Annotated in this window: 21 protein-coding genes; 6 read left to right on the forward strand and 15 right to left on the reverse strand. The window is 72.1% G+C overall.

What is annotated here, in order from left to right:
* Positions 1-47: 47 nt before the first annotated feature.
* The gene (locus OG392_RS26875) at positions 48-467 is read left to right on the forward strand and encodes a hypothetical protein (protein WP_329283703.1); all 420 of its coding nucleotides are present in this window, start codon (positions 48-50) and stop codon (positions 465-467) included.
* Between the two features lie 51 nt (positions 468-518).
* On the opposite strand, the gene OG392_RS26880 is transcribed toward OG392_RS26875, so the two are convergent.
* From OG392_RS26880 to OG392_RS26890, 3 genes are all read right to left on the reverse strand, one after another.
* A complete protein-coding gene (locus OG392_RS26880; RefSeq protein ID WP_329283704.1) occupies positions 519-1031 on the reverse strand; it encodes a DUF3291 domain-containing protein in 513 nt (170 codons plus the stop codon).
* A 32-nt stretch (positions 1032-1063) separates the two neighbouring features.
* Positions 1064-1789: a helix-turn-helix transcriptional regulator gene (locus tag OG392_RS26885; protein ID WP_329283705.1), complete on the reverse strand. Its 726-nt coding sequence runs from the start codon at positions 1787-1789 to the stop codon at positions 1064-1066.
* A 119-nt stretch (positions 1790-1908) separates the two neighbouring features.
* Positions 1909-2514: a GOLPH3/VPS74 family protein gene (locus tag OG392_RS26890; protein ID WP_329283706.1), complete on the reverse strand. Its 606-nt coding sequence runs from the start codon at positions 2512-2514 to the stop codon at positions 1909-1911.
* 467 nt (positions 2515-2981) lie between these two features.
* Between OG392_RS26890 and recA the strand changes: the two genes are divergently transcribed.
* Both recA and recX read left to right on the forward strand, forming a co-directional pair.
* Positions 2982-4118 carry a recombinase RecA gene (gene recA, locus OG392_RS26895; RefSeq protein WP_329283708.1) on the forward strand — a complete coding sequence of 379 codons (1137 nt, stop codon included), beginning with the start codon at positions 2982-2984 and terminating at the stop codon, positions 4116-4118.
* A gap of 4 nt (positions 4119-4122) precedes the next feature.
* Positions 4123-4689: a recombination regulator RecX gene (gene recX, locus OG392_RS26900; RefSeq protein WP_329283710.1), complete on the forward strand. Its 567-nt coding sequence runs from the start codon at positions 4123-4125 to the stop codon at positions 4687-4689.
* A gap of 149 nt (positions 4690-4838) precedes the next feature.
* Here recX and OG392_RS26905 read toward each other — a convergent pair whose 3' ends face one another.
* The 8 genes from OG392_RS26905 to OG392_RS26935 form a co-directional block, all read right to left on the reverse strand.
* Entirely contained in the window at positions 4839-5255 is a 417-nt protein-coding gene (locus OG392_RS26905) for a rhodanese-like domain-containing protein (protein WP_329283711.1), read from the reverse strand.
* Positions 5252-5803: a cysteine dioxygenase gene (locus OG392_RS26910; protein ID WP_443055102.1), complete on the reverse strand. Its 552-nt coding sequence runs from the start codon at positions 5801-5803 to the stop codon at positions 5252-5254. The genes OG392_RS26905 and OG392_RS26910 overlap by 4 nt, the downstream gene beginning before the upstream one ends.
* Positions 5804-5963: 160 nt before the next feature.
* Positions 5964-6050, reverse strand: a complete 87-nt coding sequence (locus tag OG392_RS37565) for a putative leader peptide (RefSeq protein WP_341874680.1) — start codon at positions 6048-6050, stop codon at positions 5964-5966.
* Positions 6051-6243: 193 nt separating this feature from the next.
* Complete coding sequence (locus tag OG392_RS26915) at positions 6244-7938, reverse strand: FAD-dependent monooxygenase (RefSeq protein ID WP_329283713.1); 1695 nt, start codon at positions 7936-7938, stop codon at positions 6244-6246.
* 192 nt (positions 7939-8130) lie between these two features.
* Positions 8131-9033 (reverse strand): amino acid ABC transporter permease, encoded by a 903-nt coding sequence (locus OG392_RS26920; protein ID WP_329283714.1) that lies wholly within the window; start codon positions 9031-9033, stop codon positions 8131-8133.
* Positions 9030-9704, reverse strand: coding sequence for an amino acid ABC transporter permease (locus tag OG392_RS26925; protein ID WP_329283716.1), 675 nt, complete (start codon positions 9702-9704; stop codon positions 9030-9032). The genes OG392_RS26920 and OG392_RS26925 overlap by 4 nt, the downstream gene beginning before the upstream one ends.
* A 120-nt stretch (positions 9705-9824) precedes the next feature.
* A complete protein-coding gene (locus tag OG392_RS26930; protein ID WP_329283717.1) occupies positions 9825-10646 on the reverse strand; it encodes a glutamate ABC transporter substrate-binding protein in 822 nt (273 codons plus the stop codon).
* Positions 10647-10700: 54 nt separating this feature from the next.
* Positions 10701-11498 (reverse strand): amino acid ABC transporter ATP-binding protein, encoded by a 798-nt coding sequence (locus tag OG392_RS26935; RefSeq protein WP_443054889.1) that lies wholly within the window; start codon positions 11496-11498, stop codon positions 10701-10703.
* 274 nt (positions 11499-11772) lie between these two features.
* Between OG392_RS26935 and OG392_RS26940 the strand changes: the two genes are divergently transcribed.
* Positions 11773-12486: a response regulator transcription factor gene (locus OG392_RS26940; protein WP_329283718.1), complete on the forward strand. Its 714-nt coding sequence runs from the start codon at positions 11773-11775 to the stop codon at positions 12484-12486.
* A gap of 18 nt (positions 12487-12504) precedes the next feature.
* Positions 12505-13938 carry a sensor histidine kinase gene (locus OG392_RS26945; RefSeq protein WP_329283719.1) on the forward strand — a complete coding sequence of 478 codons (1434 nt, stop codon included), beginning with the start codon at positions 12505-12507 and terminating at the stop codon, positions 13936-13938.
* Positions 13939-14038: 100 nt separating this feature from the next.
* Here OG392_RS26945 and OG392_RS26950 read toward each other — a convergent pair whose 3' ends face one another.
* From OG392_RS26950 to OG392_RS26965, 4 genes are all read right to left on the reverse strand, one after another.
* Positions 14039-15037 carry a TAXI family TRAP transporter solute-binding subunit gene (locus OG392_RS26950; protein ID WP_329283720.1) on the reverse strand — a complete coding sequence of 333 codons (999 nt, stop codon included), beginning with the start codon at positions 15035-15037 and terminating at the stop codon, positions 14039-14041.
* 281 nt (positions 15038-15318) lie between these two features.
* Entirely contained in the window at positions 15319-16500 is a 1182-nt protein-coding gene (locus OG392_RS26955) for an RCC1 domain-containing protein (RefSeq protein ID WP_329283721.1), read from the reverse strand.
* Positions 16501-16518: 18 nt separating this feature from the next.
* Positions 16519-17691 carry an RCC1 domain-containing protein gene (locus tag OG392_RS26960; protein ID WP_329283722.1) on the reverse strand — a complete coding sequence of 391 codons (1173 nt, stop codon included), beginning with the start codon at positions 17689-17691 and terminating at the stop codon, positions 16519-16521.
* A gap of 17 nt (positions 17692-17708) precedes the next feature.
* Positions 17709-18935: an RCC1-like domain-containing protein gene (locus OG392_RS26965; protein WP_329283723.1), complete on the reverse strand. Its 1227-nt coding sequence runs from the start codon at positions 18933-18935 to the stop codon at positions 17709-17711.
* 668 nt (positions 18936-19603) lie between these two features.
* On the opposite strand from OG392_RS26965, the gene OG392_RS26970 reads away from it, so the two are divergent.
* Positions 19604-20089, forward strand: a complete 486-nt coding sequence (locus OG392_RS26970) for a hypothetical protein (protein ID WP_329283725.1) — start codon at positions 19604-19606, stop codon at positions 20087-20089.
* Positions 20090-20137 lie beyond the last annotated feature (48 nt).

Consider the following 20137-nt stretch of genomic DNA (forward strand, 5'->3'; position numbering starts at 1 on the left):
GGTTCGTGGGGGCGGCAGCGTGCGGCCGACGGGCTCGGGGGGCTTCGATGATGTTCGGGTACTCGGACGAGTGGTGGGCGCTGCTGTTCGTGCCCGTGATGCTGTGGGTGCCGTTCGGGCCCTTCGTCATGGGGGCCATGGGGGTGTGGTGCGCCCGGCGGCCCGGGTGGATGCCGCGGTTGTGGTCGGTGCTTCTGCCGCTGGTGCCGGTCGCGGTCTCCGCGACCGTGATCATCCTGCCCGTGGACCGATGGGACGATCCCCGCCACGGGGAGGACGTGCTCGGTTACGTCCTCGTGTACGTCCTGGGGATCACTGTGCTGCCGTGGGTGCTGGGGTACGGGATCGCTCGGGTGGTGCGGGGGGCGCGGGCGCGGCGGGAGCGGGCGGTCGGCGAGTCGAGCAGGGACGTGACGTCGGGGAGCGGCTGCCCGCCGGACCGTCCGTCGTGCGGGTGGCCGTCGTAGGGGGTGGCCTCGCACCGCGACGGCCGTCGTCGGATCCGGCGGGCAGGTGCCTCAGCCGGCGTGCGTGTCCTCGGCGGGTGCCGCCGCGAGGTGCTGTGCGGCCTCGGTGGCGCTGTAGGAGGAGGCGAAGGTGAACGCGCGCGGGGACGGGCCGTTCGCGCGCAGGTCCGCCAGCCGCTCCAGGGCCTCGTCGACGCTCGGGGCGTGCCCGGCGGGGACCCACCACAGCACCAGGTGCGACTCGACGTGCCGGGCGAACCATTCGCGGCGCCGCCGCATCACCTCCAGGTGCCCGCTGCGGTACGCGAAGTCCCACAGGGCCTCCTGGGTCTCCCAGACCGACATGTTGACGATGACGTCCTCGCCCGCGGGGCGCAGGGCCGTGGCGTCGGCCTCGCCCTCCTCCACCAGGCGCCACACGAAGCCGGGTGTGCCGTCGGCGGCGGCGTTGACCGGATCGAGGAGCTCGACGAAGGACGCCAGGCGCGGATCGTCGAGGGGGTGGAGGAGCGTGGCGACGTTGAGTTGGGCGAGGTGGGCGGCGGCATGCGGGGACGCGGTCATGGCCTCATCCCAGCACGACGTCGTTTTCTATGTCAATGATCGTTGTTTTTAGAATTCTCGATCACCACGCAGCACTCGCCCGGCCGGGCGTCCATGCGTGCGCGTACGGCGCCGTCCGCGCCCAGGAGGCCCTCCAGGAGCGCGAGGTTCATGCCGCAGACGAGGGGCGGGAAGCGTTCGGCGACGGCGTGGAAGGGGCAGTTGCGCATGCGGAGAACGGTGCCGGCCGAGGCCCCGGCGTCCTCGTGGGCGCCCTCGGAGTCCCCGGGGTCGGTGTCCCCGGTGGCTTCCAGGCGCGGCTCGTAGCCGCGCGCCGCCAGCGTCTTCATGGCCTCCGTCAGATCGCCGCAGGGCGCCGCCGTGCCGCGCAGCTCCTCGCCCCGACGGCGCGCGGCCGCGCAGAGCCCCGCGTCGAGCCCTGCCTGCTCCGCCGCCTCGGCGAGCAGCTCGGCGGCGGTGCGGTAGTCGCGCGCGGGCAGGGACACCGACCGCTCGCCACGCGCCCGCGTGTAGACCTTGGCGGGGCGGCCGGCTCCCGGCCCGGAGCGGCCCGTCAGGCGGCGGCTGCCGCTCTCCAGGAGCCCGGCGCCGGTCAGCTTGTCCAGGTGGTGCGCGGCGAGGGTGCGTGCCACTCCGGTGGCCTCCGCCGCCTCGTTGCGGCCGACCTCGCGGCCCTGTGCCACCACGTACTCGTACAGGCGGCGCCGAACCGGATCCTGCAGCATGGCGATCGCTTCGATGTCCTGCGTGTCCTCCATCCGGCCATTCTAGGAACAACGCGGATTGGAGATAGAGAGCCTCCGTGCCGCGATCTCCGGAGCGGCCGGACTGCCGGTCGGCCTCCCTCCGCGAGCAGGGGGCGGGGCGGAGGCCGGGCTCACGGTCCGCGCCAGATGTTGGCGAAGGCGGTGTTCTCGATCGTCCGCCGCTGGCGTACGGCTTCGAGTTCCATCACCGCGTCGTGGACGACGGCGACCACGGTCGTGACCGCCTCGTCGCCGAGGCCGGACTCGTCGGCGGCCCGTCCGCCGTCGATGCCCACGGCTGAGGCGAGGGCGGCCAGGACGGGTTCGTTCTCCTCCCAGCGGTCGGCGGCCCGGCGGCACGCGGGTGTGTCGGCCGGTTCCACGCGTTCCGGCGAGAAGGGCAGTACGCCGCTCCGCTTCCGCGTCAGCTCGCCGGCGTTCTCCAGCGCGGTCCGGTAGGTGGCCGAGAGGTCACGGCCCCGGCGCCACAGCCAGTCCTCGACGAGCTCGTACGGCTCCTGGCGGGAGAGCTCCGCGGCGGCCTCGCCGAGGAGCCGGTCGTCGGGCACCGACGGCTCGCCCGGAACGACGCGGTCGTCCGCCACGGTGACGGCCCCGGTGCCGAGGAGGTCGATCAGCTCGGCTCCCGCGAGGGCCAGTGACAGGTCCCCCTGGCCCACGGAACGGTCCGGCTTCGGGTCCATGGCGATGATGAACAGGTCTTTCGCCGTGGTCATGAAGGCTCCCCTCGGAGACATCGACAAAGATGCGTTCCCGCCCCCACGCGGCGGCCCTGTCCAGGACCGATCGGGTGCGAGGCGACTGCCACGATCAGTATCGCCCTGCCCGCAGGTCCGAAGCTCCGTCGCGGGGAGGGGAGTTCCGTCGGCGGTCGGGGGAGATCCGCCTGCCGGAGGAAAGCGGCAGGCGAGGGCCGTCGGGGGCAGGGCGCGAGGGCGGCCGGGGGAGGGCGCCGATCGCGTCGATCCGGCCCGCCGCCCCGCCGCGACGCGTCGGCGTGTCACTCCGGAGTGTGCTTGACACTGAAATCGAACATCCATTCTCATGGAAGCCCGGCCCTTGGAATCTCGGGCTTGTCGCCGAGTTGTCCACAGGCTGGAGGGGACGTCGGGGCCCATTGTCAGTGGCAGGGGTTAGCGTCTTTCACATGAAGCGATCGACTCAAGCAAACCGGGTGGAACCCATGGCAGGAACCGACCGCGAGAAGGCGCTCGACGCCGCGCTCGCACAGATTGAACGCCAATTCGGCAAGGGCGCCGTGATGCGCATGGGCGACCGCACCCAGGAGCCGATCGAGGTGATCCCGACCGGATCGACCGCCCTCGACATCGCCCTCGGTGTCGGCGGCCTGCCGCGCGGCCGTGTCGTCGAGGTCTACGGCCCGGAGTCCTCCGGCAAGACGACCCTGACCCTGCACGCGGTGGCCAACGCCCAGAAGGCCGGCGGCCAGGTGGCCTTCGTGGACGCCGAGCACGCCCTCGACCCCGAGTACGCCAAGAAGCTCGGCGTCGACATCGACAACCTCATCCTGTCGCAGCCGGACAGCGGCGAGCAGGCCCTCGAGATCGTCGACATGCTGGTCCGCTCCGGCGCCCTCGACCTGATCGTCATCGACTCCGTCGCCGCGCTCGTCCCGCGCGCGGAGATCGAGGGCGAGATGGGTGACTCGCACGTGGGTCTCCAGGCCCGTCTGATGAGCCAGGCGCTCCGGAAGATCACCGGCGCGCTCAACCAGTCCAAGACCACCGCGATCTTCATCAACCAGCTCCGCGAGAAGATCGGCGTGATGTTCGGCTCGCCGGAGACCACGACCGGTGGCCGCGCCCTGAAGTTCTACGCCTCGGTGCGCCTCGACATCCGCCGTATCGAGACCCTCAAGGACGGCACGGACGCGGTCGGCAACCGCACCCGCGTCAAGGTCGTCAAGAACAAGGTCGCGCCTCCCTTCAAGCAGGCCGAGTTCGACATCCTCTACGGCCAGGGCATCAGCCGCGAGGGCGGTCTGATCGACATGGGCGTGGAGCACGGCTTCGTGCGCAAGGCCGGTGCCTGGTACACGTACGAAGGCGACCAGCTCGGCCAGGGCAAGGAGAACGCCCGTAACTTCCTGAAGGACAACCCCGATCTCGCCGACGAGATCGAGAAGAAGATCAAGGAGAAGCTGGGCGTCGGCGTCCGGCCCGAGGCCGCCAAGGACGAGACGGCGACGGACGCGGCTCCCGCCGCGGACACCGCCGGCGCGGACGACGCCGCCAAGAGCGTCCCGGCACCCGCGAGCAAGACCGCGAAGGCGACCAAGGCCACCGCGGTCAAGAGCTGAACCAGTGACCGGTCGCACCGAATGGCCGGGTGACAGCCCCGATTCGTCGAGGGCCGAGAAGGAGCTGTCACCCCAGGACCCGGCTGAGCGGGCGCGGGCGATCTGCCTGCGCCTGCTCACCGGGAACCCCCGCACGCGCAAGCAGCTCGCCGACGCGTTGCGCAAGCGGGAGATCCCCGACGAGGTGGCCGAGGAGGTCCTCTCCCGCTTCGAGGACGTCGGGCTCATCGACGACGCCGCCTTCGCGGGGGCCTGGGTGGAGTCCCGCCACCACGGCCGGGGCCTCGCCCGCCGGGCTCTGGCCCGCGAGCTGCGGACCAAGGGCATCGAGCCGACGCTCATCCAGGAGGCGGTGGAGCAGCTCGACTCCGACCAGGAGGAGGCCACCGCGCGGGAGCTCGTCGCCCGCAAGCTGCGCGCCACCCGCGGTCTCGACCGTGACCGGCGCCTGAGACGGCTCGCCGGGATGCTCGCCCGCAAGGGCTATCCCGAGGGCATGGCCCTCCGCGTCGTCCGCCAGGCGCTGGAGGCCGAGGGCGAGGACACGGACGGGCTCGACGAGCCCTTCTGATCCCCGGGGGAGATCAGAAGGACGCGTCGCGTCCCGTCCGGTCCGGGCCGGGCTTTCGAGTTCCGTCCGGGCCGTCGTGCCCTGCCCGGGCCCTAGCGTCTCCTTCGGGATGGCTCGTTCGCTCGCGTCGTCGCGTTCCTGCTCAGGGTTCAGCTCGGTGTCGTCGGCAGCAGGACCGGGAGGCCCGCCGCCTTCCAGGCCTGGAAGCCGCCGATCAGGTCGGTCGCGCGGTGCAGGCCCAGACGGCGCAGGGACTCGGCCGCAAGGGAGGAGGCGTAGCCCTCGTTGCAGAGGACCACGACCAGCAGGTCGTGGCCGGTCGCCTCCGGGGCGCGGTGGCTGCCCTGTGGGTCCAGGCGCCATTCCAGTTCGTTGCGCTCCACCACCAGCGCGCCCGGGATCAGGCCGTCCCGTTCGCGCAGGGCCGCGTAGCGCGTGTCCACCAGGAGCGCCTCACCCGTCTCGTACGCCTCGTAGGCGGTTCGCGGCTCGATCCGGTCGAGGCCGGACCTGACCTGCTCCAGGAGCTCGTCGATACCGACGCGGCCGTCGTCGTTGTCGCTCACTGCCAGTCCTCCGGGCGTTCGACCTGCTCGAGGCGGAGCACCGCGCCCGTCCGGCTGAAGCGCCGGATCAGCGGGAGCGGCGGATAGTAGGCGTGCACCGACACCGCGTGGGTGTCGGGGGACTCGTTGAGCACCTCGTGCACATGGTGACGGCCGAAAGCGCGGCCGACGCCGTCCCCGAGCCGGCGGGAGCGGTCGAGGCCGTCGGCCAGTTCCAGGGTCTTCCAGCCGCCCGCCGGTAGCCGGACCGCCAGCGCGTTCTCGGTGAGGGTGCCGCGCGCGGTGGCGAAGGCGCCCAGCGACTCGGCGTGGTCGTGCCAGCCCGTACCCGCGCCGGGCGGCCAGCCGATGAGCCAGGCCTCACTGCCGCCGGGGCCTTCGAGCCGTACCCAGGTGCGGCCCTCGGGGTCGAGGGGCAGGGAGTCGACCAGTTCCCGGTCCGCCGCCGTGCGCCGGACGAAGTCGAGCAGATCGGCCGCGGTCGGGGCGCCGGGAGGCGGGGTGGCGGGAGCGCCGGGGGAGTCGGTGGAGCCCTCGGCCGAGGCCACGGCCGAAGCATCGGCCGAGACGTTCAGCAGGAGGTGTGCGGGGGCGGGTTGAGACACGGGTGACCGTCCTGGGTTCGCTGAGAGCGCGCGGCGGCAGCACGGCACACGGGCGTACCTGGACGTACGGCGGTGGCGGGGCGCGCGCGGGGAAGAGGCGAGATCAGCGGGACGGGCGACACACGCAGCCCGCATAGCGGACGAGGTCCATATGGACCCTCCGCCACAGGCGCACATCGGTGTCGGTCACGCTCCGGAGTACACCATGCGCGCCGAGGGGAATCAATGCGTGTCCGCTGTGCGGTCACTCCCCGTGGACACCGCGGCGGTGCCCACGGTCACCCGCGGCGGTACCCGCCTTGGCCCGCGGCGGCACCCATCGAGGTCTGCGGCGGGCCCCACGGAGGCCTGCGGCGGCCCCCGTCGGCGCCTCAGGCCTGCGCTCAGGCCTTGGTCCCGACCTTCGCTCCCGTCTTCGCCCCGGCCTTCGCCGTGGGTTCCGTCCCGGTCTCCGGGCCGTCCTCCGGCTCGTCGGTCGGCGAGCCGCCGCGGGCCGCGTCCGCCGCCGCGTACAGCTCCTCCGGATGCACCCCGGCGAAGGCCGCGACGAGGTGCCCGTCGGGCCGTACCAGCAGGACGGCGTGGGCGGGGGCGCCCGGGTAGGCCTCCGTCACCAGGACCTCGGCCTTCGCCGGGAGGGCGGCTACCGCCTCTTCGAGCCGGGGCATCACACCGGCGCCGCGCCAGTGCCGCGGGTCCCACACGCCGGTGCCGGGGGCGACCAGGAGGACCAGGAGGCCCTGACCCAGGCGGTCCCGGAGCCGTACGGTCGTGCCGTCGGGGGCGGTCACGCGGACGTCCTCGACCGGGGCGCCCTCCGGGGTGCCGACCGGCGTCCGGCCCTCGGTGTACGGAGGCGCGAGGGGGGAGTGGGGGTACGCCGGGGGCGCGCCGAGCGGGCCGCGCCCCACATGACCGTCGGTGAGGAGGGCGTCGTGGCCTCGCGCGGTCCCCGGAAGGTACGTCCGCAGTCCGCCACCGCCCCGCAGGACCGGCAGGGACTGGTCGGCGCCGCGCAGCCGGTGGGCGACGGCCGCGCGCCGCTCGCTCTGGTAGCTGTCGAGCAGCCGCTCGGAGGCCCCGTGGTGCCAGGTGTGGGCGAGCTTCCAGGCGAGGTTGTCGACGTCCCTCAGCCCCTCGTCGAGGCCCTGGGTGCCGACCGCGCCGAGCAGGTGCGCCGCGTCCCCGGCGAGGAGGACGCGGTCGACCCGCCAGCGGCGGGCGAGCCGGTGGTGGAGGGTGTGGACGCCGGTGTCGATGAGTTCGTACGGGGGTGTCACCCCGTCGCACCAGCCGGCCAGGGTCTCGCGGATCCGGGCGATCAGCGCGTCGGGGGTGACGAGGTCGCCGCGGGGCGGCAGCAGCCAGTCGATCCGCCACACCCCGTCGGGCAGCGGGCGGGCGGTGATCTCGTCGGCGGCGCCGCGCCACGACGGCTGACGGTGCAACAGGGCCTCGCCGGGCCAGGGGAGTTCGGTGCGGAGCGCGGCCACCGCGTGCCGCTCCACGGCCGTACGGCCCGGGAAGCGGATGCCGAGCAGTTTGCGGACGGTCGAGCGCGCGCCGTCGCAGCCGACGAGGTGGCTGCCGCGCCACCAGGTGCCCGCCGGGCCCCGGGTGTGGGCGACGACGCCGTCGCGGTCCTGCTCGATGGTGTCGAGCCGGGCCTCGGGGACGAGCCGGATCAGCTTCTGGTGGGCGATGGCGTCGCGCAGTCCGCGTGCGAGGGCGTGCTGCGGGATGTGCAGCGGCGCGGCGGGGGCCGAGGGCGCGGCGGGGTCCTCGGACCACTCCTCGGTACCGCCGAGGCCCAGGTCGAGGGTCAGACGGCGGACCACCTGGCGGCGGCGCATACCGCGCCAGCCGACCCAGCGGACGCCCTCGTCACGGAGGGTGGTGCAGCCGAGTCGCTCGACCATCGCGGCCATGTCGGCACGGAGCACGACGCTGCGGGCGGGGCGTGGGTCGTCCTTGCCGGAGCCCTCGTCGAGCACGACGCTGGGCACGCCCTGCGCGGCGAGCGCGAGGGAGAGCGCGAGGCCGACCGGCCCAGCGCCCACGATGATCACCGGGTCCACGGCGCGGCTCCTGAAGGCCGGACGGTCATGGGGGCAGCACATCTGAGTGTGGCACGAGCCCGGTGCTTGATCACAGACCGTATGCAACCCACTGAGGGTGCTTGCGTCAAGCGACGGGGTGGGCGCGGTGCGGCTGACCTCAAGTCAGTACCGCTCCGGCCCACCCCTGTTGTCCCATGGACCCCTTCGGGGTCAGCCGCCGCTCACGGCGTCGCTCTTCACGACCGCCTTGGTGTCGGTGGCTCCGGCCTGGGCCGGGATGGCCACCGCGGCGGACTTCTTGCCCCGTCGCAGACGCTGCTCCAGGCGACCGGCGAGGCTGGTGAGGATCGCGTTGATGACGATGTAGATCAGCGCGATGACCGTGAAGGTGGCGATCGTGTTGGCACCGTAGTTGGCCGTGATCTGCCGGTTCTGGCTGAGCAGCTCAGTGAACCCGAGCAGCGCGCCGCCGATGGCGGTGTCCTTGACGATGACGACGAGCTGGCTGACGAGGGCGGGGAGCATGACGGTGACGGCCTGCGGCAGCAGGACGTACATCATGGTCTGGCCCTTGCGCATGCCGAGCGCCTCGGCCGCGTCCCCCTGGCCGCGGGGCAGCGAGAGGACGCCTGCGCGGACGACCTCGGCGATCACCGAGGCGTTGTAGAGCACCAGGGCGGTGACGACCGCGTACAGCGGGCGGAAGTCGGAGCTGACGGTGGTGAACTCGCGGTAGATCGCGCTCGCGAACATCATCAGGAGCAGGACCGGGATGGCGCGGAAGAACTCCACGACCGTGCCGACGGGGATCCGCACCCACCGGTGGTCGGAGAGCCGGCCGATGCCCAGGAGTGCGCCGAGCGGCAGCGCGATCAGGATGGAGAGTCCGGCGGCCTTGAGCGTCTCGGTCAGGCCGGGGAGCAGGTACGTCGTCCAGACCTGGGAGTCCGTGACGAACGGCTTCCACTTGTCGGCGTCCAGCTGGTGCTTGTCGGCCAGTGCGCCCAGGACCCACCATGCGACCAGGGCGAGAAGGGCCAGGAAGCCGATCGTGTAGAGGACGTTCCGCCGCTTGGCGCGCGGGCCGGGAGTGTCGTACAGGACGGAACTCATCGCTTCACCGCCAGTCGCTTGGCCACCCAGCCGAGGATGAGGCCGGTGGGGAGGGTGAGGACGATGAAGCCGAAGGCGAAGACGGCGAAGACCGCGAAGAGCGCGTCGGTCTCGTTCTCGATCATCGCCTTCATGAGGAAGGCCGCCTCGGCGGCACTGATCGCCGCGGCCACCGTGGTGTTCTTGGTGAGGGCGATCAGGACGTTGGCGAGGGGAGCCACCACCGCGCGGAAGGCCTGCGGGAGCACCACCAGGGTGAGGACCTGGGTGAAGCTCAGCCCCAGCGCGCGGGCGGCCTCGGCCTGGCCCGGCGGGACGGTGTTGATGCCCGAACGCAGCGCCTCGCAGACGAAGGTGCCGGTGTACGCGGTGAGTCCGAGGATCGCGAGCCGGAAGCCGATCTCCTCGAAGCTGCCGCCGCCGAGCTTGACGCCGAGGGTCTGGTTGAGACCGAAGGAGCAGGCCACGATGACCACGGTCAGCGGCGTGTTGCGGACGATGTTGACGTACGAGGTGCCGAAGGCCCGCATGACGGGCACCGGGCTGACCCGCATCGCGACCAGGGCGGTGCCCCAGATCAGCGAGCCGATCGCCGAGTAGAGGGCGAGCTGCGCCGTCACCCAGAAGGCGCCGAGCAGGTCGTACTGCCCGGAATCAAGAAAGTCGAACACGATGCCCGCGCTCTCCCCTGGTGGTCGGTCGGTGTGAAGGCCGGTGCGGGGGCAGCGGCCGGTGCGGGTCCGTGACGGCCGCCCCGAGCGGGGCGGCCGTCACGGACCGGGCGGGGTGGATCAGCCGGCGATCTTCGGCGCGGGGTCGTTCTTGTAGCCCGAGGGACCGAAGTGCTGCTTGACGAGCTTGTCCCAGGTGCCGTCGGAGACCATCTTCTCCAGGGCCTTGTTGATCTTGCCCTTGAGTTCCGAGTCGCCCTTCTTGATGCCGATGCCGTAGTTCTCGTCGCTCATGGAGAGACCGGCGAGCTTGAACTTGCCCTGGTGCTCCTTCTGCGAGGCGTAGCCCGCGAGGATGGAGGCATCCGTGGTCAGGGCGTCGACGGCCTTGTTCTCCAGGCCGGTGAGGCACTCGGAGTAGCCGCCGAGCTGCTGGAGGTCGGCCTTGGGGGCCAGCTTCTCCTTGACGTTCTGCGCGGAGGTCGAGCCGGTGACCGAGCAGAGCTTCTTGGAGTTGAGGTCGTCGACCTTGGTGATCGAGGAGTCGTCGGCGCGCACCAGCAGGTCCTGGTGGGTCACGAAGTACGGGCCGGCGAAGTCGACCTCCTTGAGGCGCTTCTCGTTGATCGAGTAGCTGGCGACGACGAACTTCACGTCACCGTTCTTGATCAGGTTCTCGCGCTCGGCGCTGGGCGCCTGCTTCCAGGTGATCTTGTCCTCGGAGAAGCCGAGCTCCTTGGCGACGTACTTGGCGACGTCGACGTCGAAGCCGGCGTACGTGCCGTCCGGGGTCTTCAGGCCCAGGCCGGGCTGGTCGAACTTGATGCCGACGGTGATCTTGTCACCGTTGCTGCCCGAGTCGGAGCCGCTGCCACAGGCGGTGGCGGTCAGGGCGAGGACAACGGCGGCCGCGGCGGCGGCAGGGGTGCGACGAAGCTTCATCGGGGAATGTCCCTTGGTCTAGAAGTGAGTGGGGAAGAATAGGCCCGAACTCGCTCAGTGGTGAAGGATCTTGGAGAGGAAGTCCTTGGCCCGGTCACTGCGCGGGTTGCTGAAGAACTCCTCGGGTGTCGCCTGCTCGACGATGCGACCGTCCGCCATGAAGACGACCCGGTTGGCGGCGGAGCGCGCGAAGCCCATCTCGTGGGTCACGACGACCATCGTCATCCCGTCCCGCGCCAGTTGCTGCATGACCTCGAGGACCTCGTTGATCATCTCGGGGTCCAGCGCGGAGGTCGGCTCGTCGAACAGCATGACCTTCGGGCCCATCGCGAGCGCGCGGGCGATCGCCACGCGCTGCTGCTGACCGCCGGACAGCTGCGCCGGGTACTTGTCCGCCTGGGTACCGACCCCGACCCTGTCGAGCAGGGCGCGGGCCTTCTCCTCGGCGGCCTTCTTCTCCGTCTTCCGGACCTTGATCTGGCCCAGCATCACGTTCTCGAGCACCGTCTTGTGCGCGAAGAGGTTGAACGACTGGAAGACCATGCCGACGTCGGAACGCAGGCGCGCGAGCTCCTTGCCCTCCGCCGGCAGCGGCTTGCCGTCGATGGTGATGGTGCCGGAGTCGACGCTCTCCAGCCGGTTGATCGTGCGGCACAGCGTCGACTTGCCGGACCCGGAAGGTCCGATGACGACCACGACTTCGCCGCGGCTGATCGTCAGATCGATGTCCTGGAGGACATGCAGTGCGCCGAAGTGCTTGTTCACGCCGGACAGTACGACCAGGTCGTCCGTGGCGTGCGGGGTGTCCTCGGGACCCTGGGGCAGGGGCTTGGACACTGACTCTCCGCTCATCGGGCTCTAGCTCCGTCCTCCTCGGTTGGGGAGGACACTAGAGACCCGATGTGATGACCGTCATCACATCTGAGCGGAAATTGAGGATAACGATCCGGCCGCAACCGGACACAGTGTGTGAACGGGACACCCCGGGCCGTACCGGCTGCATAACGGAAACGCCGCCGTCACAGGGGGACACTTGACTGTGACACCGCTCATCGGTGTTCATGCCTTGGTACCACCTGGTACACAGAGAGCCGCTATCAGGACCGCGACCACGGAGGAGGTACGTATGCGACTGCTGCTCGTCGAGGACGACGATCATGTCGCCGCCGCCCTCTCCGCGATCCTCGCCAAGCACGGCTTCACGGTGACCCACGCCCGCAACGGCGAGGAGGCGCTGCAGGCCGTACTGCCCACGGCTCAGGGCGAGCGCCCCTCGTACGGGGTGATCCTGCTCGACCTCGGTCTGCCCGACCAGGACGGCTATCAGGTCTGCGGCCGCATCCGGAAGCTCACCGCCACCCCGGTGATCATGGTGACCGCGCGCGGCGACGTGCGCTCCCGGATCCATGGGCTCAACCTCGGCGCCGACGACTACGTCGTCAAGCCCTACGACCCCGGCGAGCTCCTCGCCCGGATCCACGCGGTCAGCCGGCGCAACGCGGGCGCGGAGGAGACGGCGGGCGCCGGGGCGGCCGCCGACGGAACCCAGCTGAGGCTCGGCTCCGTCACCATCGAGCTGCCCACCCGCCGGGTCAGCGTCGAGGGTGAGAGCGTGCCCCTCACCCGCAAGGAGTTCGACCTGCTCGCCCTCCTCGCGCAGCGCCCCGGAGTCGTCTTCCGCCGGGAACAGATCATCAGCGAGGTCTGGCGCACCAGTTGGGAGGGGACCGGTCGCACCCTGGAGGTGCACGTCGCCTCGCTGCGCTCCAAGCTCCGGATGCCCGCCCTGATCGAGACCGTGCGGGGCGTCGGCTACCGCCTGGTCGCCCCTGCCGCGTAACCGCCGGACGGCCCCTTCGTGCGCACCCGCCTCCTTCCGCTGCTCATCGTGCTGATGGCCGGCGTCCTGCTCGCCCTCGGCTTCCCGCTCGCCGCCAGCCTCGCCGCCTCCGAGCAGCAGCGCGTCGTCGTCGACCGGCTCGACGACGCGGCGCGGTTCGCCGCGCTCGCCCAGTTCGTCAGCCCGACCAGCCCCGGCACCGACGAGCGCAGCACCACGCTCGGCGGTGAACTCGCCAGCTACCACGACGTGTACGACATCCGTGCCGGGATCTTCTACCGCGACAACCAGTCCATGGCCGCCGCCCCCGAGGACTGGGTGGTCCCCTACGAAGGGGAGGGCCGCCGCGCCTTCAACGAGTCGCTGCTCGGCCGCCGCAGCCACGACCCGCCCCAGGTGTGGCCCTGGCAGGCCGACGCCCGGCTGATCATCGCCTCACCGGTCGTCCGCGACGGCGACGTCGTCGCGGTCGTCGTGACCGACTCGCCGACCGGGCAGCTCCGTATGCGCATCCTGCGCGGCTGGTTGCTGATCTTCGCTGGCGAGTCCCTGGCCATGCTGGTCGCCGTCGGCGCCGCCTTCCGGCTCACCGGCTGGGTCCTGCGGCCCGTCCGCGTCCTCGACTCCGTCACCCACGACATCGCCACCGGCCGGATGAACTCCCGGGTCGCCGCGACCGGCGGACCGCCCGAACTCCGGCGCCTCGCGCTCTCGTTCAATGAGATGGCCGACAACGTCGAGGAGGCGCTCGAACAGCAGCGGGCATTCGTCGCCGACGCCTCCCACCAGCTGCGCAACCCGCTGGCGGCGCTGCTCCTGCGGATCGAGCTGCTCGCCATGGAGCTCCCTGAGGGGAACGAGGAGATCGCCTCCGTACGGACCGAGGGCAAGCGCCTCTCGCAGGTCCTCGACGACCTCCTCGACCTGGCGCTCGCCGAGCACGCGGCGGCTGAGCTGCGGCTCACCGACGTGGGAGCGCTCACCGCCGAGCGGGTCGCTTCCTGGCGGCCGGTCGCCGACGACAAGGGCGTCGTGCTCACCGGGGAGTGCGGGGCCGTCACGGCCTGGGCGGACCCGGTGGCGCTCTCCAGCGCACTGGACGCGGTGATCGACAACGCGTTGAAGTTCACCCCGGCCGGGGAAGAGGTCACCGTCACGGCCAAGGCCCTGCCCGGCGGGGACAGCGTCGCCGTCGTCGTGGCCGACCACGGGCCCGGTCTCACGGACGAGGAACTGGGCCGGGTCGGCGACCGCTTCTGGCGTGCGGGGCGGCACCAGAACATCAAGGGATCGGGCCTCGGACTCTCGATCACCCGCGTCCTTCTCACGGCGGGCGGCGGCGGCATCGCCTTCTCGCCGAACGAGCCCCACGGGCTGCGGGTGACGGTCACCGTGCCCCGTAACGCTCCGGTGGCGCAGCCGGGGGAGCGGTGGAAGCCGGGGGATCGGTAGACGCCGGAGGACCGGCAGGGCGGCAGGACCGTGCGCCGGCGTCGGGTGCTGCGGTGGGACGGTCTCGGGCGCTGTGCCGGGGGCCGGGCCTACGAGAGGCTCAGGGCTTCACCGAGCGGTAGTAGCGGCGGGCCCCGTCGTGGAGCGTCAGGGGCTCCGTGTAGACGGCGGTCCGCAGGTCCACCAGCTGGGCCGGGTGGACCTGGCGGCCGATCCGGTCGCGGCTCCCGATCACCGTCCGCGTGAAGCCCTCGACCAGGTCGTCGTCGGCCTCCTCGGTCGTGACCAGCAGGTTCGCCACCGCGAGGGTCTCTATGGGACGGCCGTCCTGCGCCTTGGAGTACGCGTCGGCCGGGATCACCGCGGACCGGTAGTGGCGGGTCGAGCCGCCGACGTCGTGGAGCCGCTCGACCAGGGCCTTGTCCAGCGGCAGCAGCCGGACCTGGAAGCGCTCGGACAGCGTCTGCACCGCCAGGGTGGGCAGGCCGCCCGACCAGAAGAAGGCGTCGAGCTCGCCCCGCTCAAGGAGGCCGGGCATGGTGTCGATGCCCGCCGGGACCGGCACGATGTCCCGGTCCGGGGTGAGGCCCGCCGCCGCGAGGACCCGGTCGGCGATCAGCCGTACGCCCGACCTGTCCTGGCCGACGCCGACCCGGAGGCCGCGCAGGTCCTGCACCTTCTGCAGCGCCGAGCCCTTGCGGACCAGGATCTGCACGTAGTCGTCGTAGAGCCGGGCGCAGCCGCGCAGCCGCTCCCAGCCGGGCCTGCGCTCCCGCTGGTACTGGGCGACCGCGTCCGCCGTCGCGACGGTGAAGTCGGCCTCGCCGGTGGCCACCCGCTGCACGTTCTGCTGGGAGCCCTCGCTCTCCTTCAGCGTTATCGACACCTCGGGCAGGTCCTGTGCGAGGTCCTGCCTGAGGAGGTCCCCGTACCGCTGGTAGACGCCGGTGGAGACTCCCGTGCTGAAGGTGACGGAGCCCGTGGGAGCGGGGGAACCGAAAGGCATCAGCCACCACGCCAGCACCCCGCACACCGCGAGCAGCGCGGCCGCGCCGGCCAGGACACGGCGGCGGGCGGCACGGGAGAGGGAGGCGAACATGCACGCGATCCTGCCAGGCCGCGGGCGTGTCTGGCCAGGTTCGATCGGGTGAGGGGACGGAGGTCCGGGTCGGAGCCGCAATTCTTCGGCGCGGCCCGCACGGCGCCCCGACGCGGCCCCCGCACGGCGCCCCGACGCGGCCCGCACGGCGCCCCGACGCGGCCCGCACGGCGCCCCGGCGCGGCCCGCACGGCGCCCCGGCGCGGCCCGCACGGCGCCCCGGCGCGGCCCGCACGGCGCCCCCGCGCGGACCTGGCGAGAGGTCCGCGCGGCCGTGCCGGTCAGTAGGCGAAGGCGGACTTCCCCGTCATGGTCGTGGCGACGTGAGTGATGCCACTGCCGGGCGGCAGCGCCACCGTGGTGCCGGGCGGGTTGGTGGTCGTGCCGTCGCCGAGCTGGGCCGCCGCGTTGGCGCCCCAGCCGATCACGGAGCCGTCGTCCAGCGCGGCCACGGTGAAGTCGGCGCCGCCCGCGATGCTCTGGACGCCCTGGAGCGAGTCCAGGACGACCGGTGTGGTGCGGTTGGCGTTCGTGCCGTCGCCGAGCTGCCGGTCGGTGTTCTTGCCCCAGCCGGCCAGGCTTCCGTCGTCGAGGACGGCGAAGCCGGAGGCGGAGGTGGCGAAGATCCTGGCCACGGCGTCGAGGTAGGCGACGTCCACCGGCTTGTTGCTGTCGGTGGTGGAGTCGTTGCCGAGCTGGCCCTCGGCGCCCTTGCCCCAGGCCTTGACGACGCCGTCGGCGGTGAGGGCGAGGACGTGGTCGCAGCCCACGGCGACCGACTCGACGTCGACGAGGTCGGGGACCTTCTGCGGGGTCTCACGGGTCGTGTTGTTGCCGGTGCCCAGGCGCCCGTTGTCGCCCTTGCCCCAGGTCCAGACCGTGCCGTCCTGCCGGAGCGCCACGCTGAAGTCGCAGCCCGCGCCGACGTCCTTGACCTTGTCCAGGCTCTGCACGGCGATCGGGACCTTGTACGGGTTGGTGGTGTCCTGGCCGGTGCCGAGCTGCTTGGAGGCGTTGCTGCCCCAGGCGAGGACCCGGCCGCCCTTCACGGCGAGGGCGTGGTTGAGGCCCGCGGAGACCTCGCTCACGCCGGAGAGTCCGGCGACGGTCGCGGGGAAGGACTGGGCGACGAGGGTGCCGTTGCCGAGCTGGCCGGTGGCGTTGTTGCCCCAGCTCTTCACGGTGCCGTCCTTGAGGAGGGCGACGGCGAAGCCGTTGGCTGCCGCTGCGGCGCCGCCGCCGCCTCCGGAGAGCTCGCGGACGTCGTCGCGGGTGACGCCGGTGACGGCGGCGGGGGTCTGCTGGGGGATGACGCTGCCGTTGCCCAGCTGCCCCTGGGCGTTCTCGCCCCAGGCTCGGACCCAGGGGTCGGTGCCGGCGGCGTGGGCGGTGAGGCAGGGGGCGGTGAGGGTGGCGGCCGCCGCGAGGACGGCCAGAAGTGCGGTGCGGGGGGAGGGGGACATCTCTGGGACCTTTCGGGGTCAGTACGCGTAGCTGGACCGGGAGACGGTGGAGGTCGCCACGCGGGTCGCACCGCTGCCCGGAGGCAGGGCGGTGACCGGGGAGAGGGAGTTCGTGGTGGTGCCGTCGCCGAGCTGGCCCATGGTGTTCTCGCCCCAGGCGAGGACCGAGCCGTCGGCGAGGACGGCGAGGGTGTGGTTGTAGCCGCCGGCGAGGGCGGTGACGTCGGTGAGTCCGGGGACGGGTACCGGGGTGGTCCGCGAGACCGTGGAGCCGTCGCCGAGGTGCCCGGCACCGTTCCAGCCCCAGGCGCGCACCTGGCCGTCGTCGAGGACGGCGAAGGAGTGGTAACCCGCCGCGAAGATCCGCGCGACGTCGGTCAGGTGCTTGACGTCGACGGGTGCCGAGCCGTGTTCGGTGCTGTCGTTGCCCAGTTGCCCGTTGGAGTTGTATCCCCAGGCCTTGACGGTGCCGTCCGCCGTACGGGCGAGCGTGTGGTTGCAGCCGGCGGACACCTCCACGACGTCCGTGAGGTCGGGCACCCGCCGGGGAGTGTTGCGGTCGGTGGTGGAACCGAGGCCGAGCTGGCCGAACTGGTTGCGGCCCCAGGTCCAGACGGTGCCGTCCTCGCGGAGGGCGACCGCGTGGTAGCAGCCGAACGAGATGTCCTCGACCTTGTTCAGGCTCTGGACCGCGGCCGGACGGGGGGAGGCCTGGGTCGTGCCGTTGCCGAGCTGGCCATAGGCGTTGTCTCCCCAGGCGAGGACGCGTCCGCCGCGAACGGCGGAGGCGGAGTTCACCCCGGCGGAGATCTTCGAGACGCCGGAGAGACCGGTGACGGCGGCGGGGAAGGGGCGGCCGACGGTGGTGCCGTCGCCGAGCTGTCCGCTTCCGTTGCCGCCCCAGGACTCGACCGTGCCGTCGTCGAGCAGGGCGATGGCGAAGGCGCTCGTGTCGTTGCCGCCGCCGGCCGAGAGCTGCCGTACATCGGCGCGGGCCAGGCCCTGGACCCCGGACGGCGTCGGCTGGGCGGCCAGCGAGCCGTTGCCGAGCTGGCCCGCGCCGTTCCCGCCCCAGGCCCGCACCCAGGGATCACGGGGCTCCGCGGCATCGGCCGGGCCCGTGAGGGCGAGGAGCACGAGGGCCGGGGCGAGAGCGCGGCGGGCGACGGCGCATGCGTACGCGTACGTCATGGGAGTGCCCTCCCCGCTCAGTACGCGTACGTCGTGTTGCCGCCCAGCGAGGCGGCCACGTTCTTGATCGCCGAGCCCTCGTTGAGGATCTTCACCGACTCGTAGCGCGGGACGGTCGTGCCGTTGCCGAGCTGGCCCTCGCCGTTGTGGCCCCAGGTGAAGACCTCGTCCGCCGTGACCGCGACGCCGTGCCGGGCGCCGGCCGCGAGGTGCTGGACGCCTTCCAGGCGCGGGATCTCGACGGGGGCGGTGCGGTTGGTGCGGGAGACGTTGGAGTCGAAGGCCTCGTCGGACTCCAGGAGCTGGCCGTACTGGTTGTTGCCCCAGCCCCAGACGTGGCTGTCGCTCGTCTTGACGTAGTTGTGGAACGCGCCCGCCTCGATGTCGGAGACGCCCTCGATCCAGTCGACGTCGACGGGGACGGTGGAGGACTTGGTGGAGGAGTCGCCGAGCTGGCCGTAGAGGTTGTAGCCCCAGGACTTGACCGTGTCGTCGGCGGTCAGCGCGAGGGCGTGGTAGCAGCCCGCGTCGATCTCGACGATGTTCTCCAGGCCCTGTACCTGCCGGGGGACGGAGCTGGTGGCGCGGTTGCCGGTGCCGAGCTGGCCGTGGATGCCGCGGCCCCACGCGTACACCTTGCCGTTCTCCAGGAGCGCGAGGCTGAAGTCGCAGCCGGCCGAGATCTGCTTGACCTTGGGCATGCCCTGGACGCGGTCGGGGACCGTACGGCTGTCGCCGGTGCGGTTGTTGCCGAGCTGGCCGTAGGCGTTGTCGCCCCAGGAGAAGACCTGGCCGCTCGCGTCGAGGGCGAGTCCGTGCTTCCCGCCCGCCGCGATGTCCTTGATGTTGGTGAGGCGGGGGACGGTCGTGGGCACGGTCTGGTTGGTGTTGCCGCCGTTGCCGAGCTGGCCGGAGGAGTTGTGGCCCCAGGACTTGACCGTCTTGTCGGTACGGGCGAGGGCGAACGAGTCGGCGGACGAGGTCCCTCCGGCCGACATCTGGTCCACGTCGCCGCGGAAGAGGCTGGTGACCGAGGACGGGCTGAGGCTGTCGGACAGGGTGCCGTTGCCGAGCTGGCCGGTGCGGCCCGCGCCCCAGCTCAGCACGGTCGGGTTGCCCTCGTTGGCGGTCGCGGCCGGGGCGAGGGCGGGTACGGCGGTCAGGGCGGCGGCCGTGAGGACGGCGGCGGCGAGCGGCCGGGCACGCAGTCTCGGGCGAGGGGGTACGGGTCGTGAACGGGACATGGCTCTGCTCTCCTTCGATGGGGACACACGGGAGCGCTGAGCCCGGCGGTGCCGTGCGCGTCCGCGGGGGTGGGCGGAGACTCACGGGGGCCGGGCGCGGGTCATGCGAACACGGCGTGCCGGGCCCTTGGGCATGGGACGCCCACGGCCGGTGCGACGACCGGGACGGGCCGCCGGGCACACGAGAAGACTGTCCGAAAATGATCACGGGAGCGAGCCGGAAGAGCCGAAACACCCGTCTGACGGACGTCCGTTCGGGGCGGGGTTCGGGGGGCGCATTCACCCTCGGTGCGCGCCCCGAGAGGGCTCCCGCGGATGGCTCGGGCGGGCCGCCGAACGGCGGCGTCTGGGGGAGTGAGGGGCCCGGCCGCGCACGGCCCTCGGCCACCTCGGGTACGCCCCCGATTCCCTGCGAACGGGTGGACCGGCGGCCTCGGGCGGAGCCCCGTGAACTGCCCGCCGGCACCCCGTCCGAGGGGTCCCGAGTGCGCTCCGCCGAAGTGGTGAGCGGCCCCCGGGGAGCGCGCCGCGCCGTGTGGCCTGCCGGAGTGCCGGGGCCCCGGCGGCTAGCGTCGGGCTGCGCTCGGTGATCTTGAGGACAGTCCCCTGTCCGCCCCTGGCATCCCCGGCCGAGCCCACCAATTCACCCCTGTCCCAAGGGAGTTCCCATGCCCGAACGGAAGACCTCGGCACGCCGTGTGCTGACCGCGGCCGTCCTCGCCGCCGCGCTCGCCCTGCCCCTGGCCCCCACCGCGTACGCCGAGGAGTGCAAGCCCGACGACCAGGCCTGCCTGGACAAGGAGGCCAACGCCAAGGAGGCCAAGGAGATCGAGGAGCAGCAGAAGAAGAACCAGGAGGCGGCCGACAAGACCGACAAGGAGATCAAGGCGGCCGGGGAGAAGCTCAAGGAGTGCCCGCCCGGCTCGTCCTCCTGCATGGACAAGCTGACCGGCGGCAAGGGCGCCGCCGAGGAGCAGGGCCTCAAGGACATGAACGAGACCATCGCCTCGAACGAGCCCGAGCCGGCGAACAACGCCGCCCAGGCCGTGACCTCCACCTGCGAGTCCTTCCCCGGCTCGCTGCCGCAGGGCTCCGCCGACCCGGGACAGTCCCCCTTCCCGGTCGACCAGCTGTGCGGCCTCCTCGGCGACTGAGGCGTTCGCCCTCCCCGCACGTCCCCCGCTCCTCTCTCCTCTCCCTCC

It is taken from the genome of Streptomyces sp. NBC_00691 (assembly GCF_036226665.1).
In the GTDB taxonomy this organism is placed as follows: domain Bacteria; phylum Actinomycetota; class Actinomycetes; order Streptomycetales; family Streptomycetaceae; genus Streptomyces.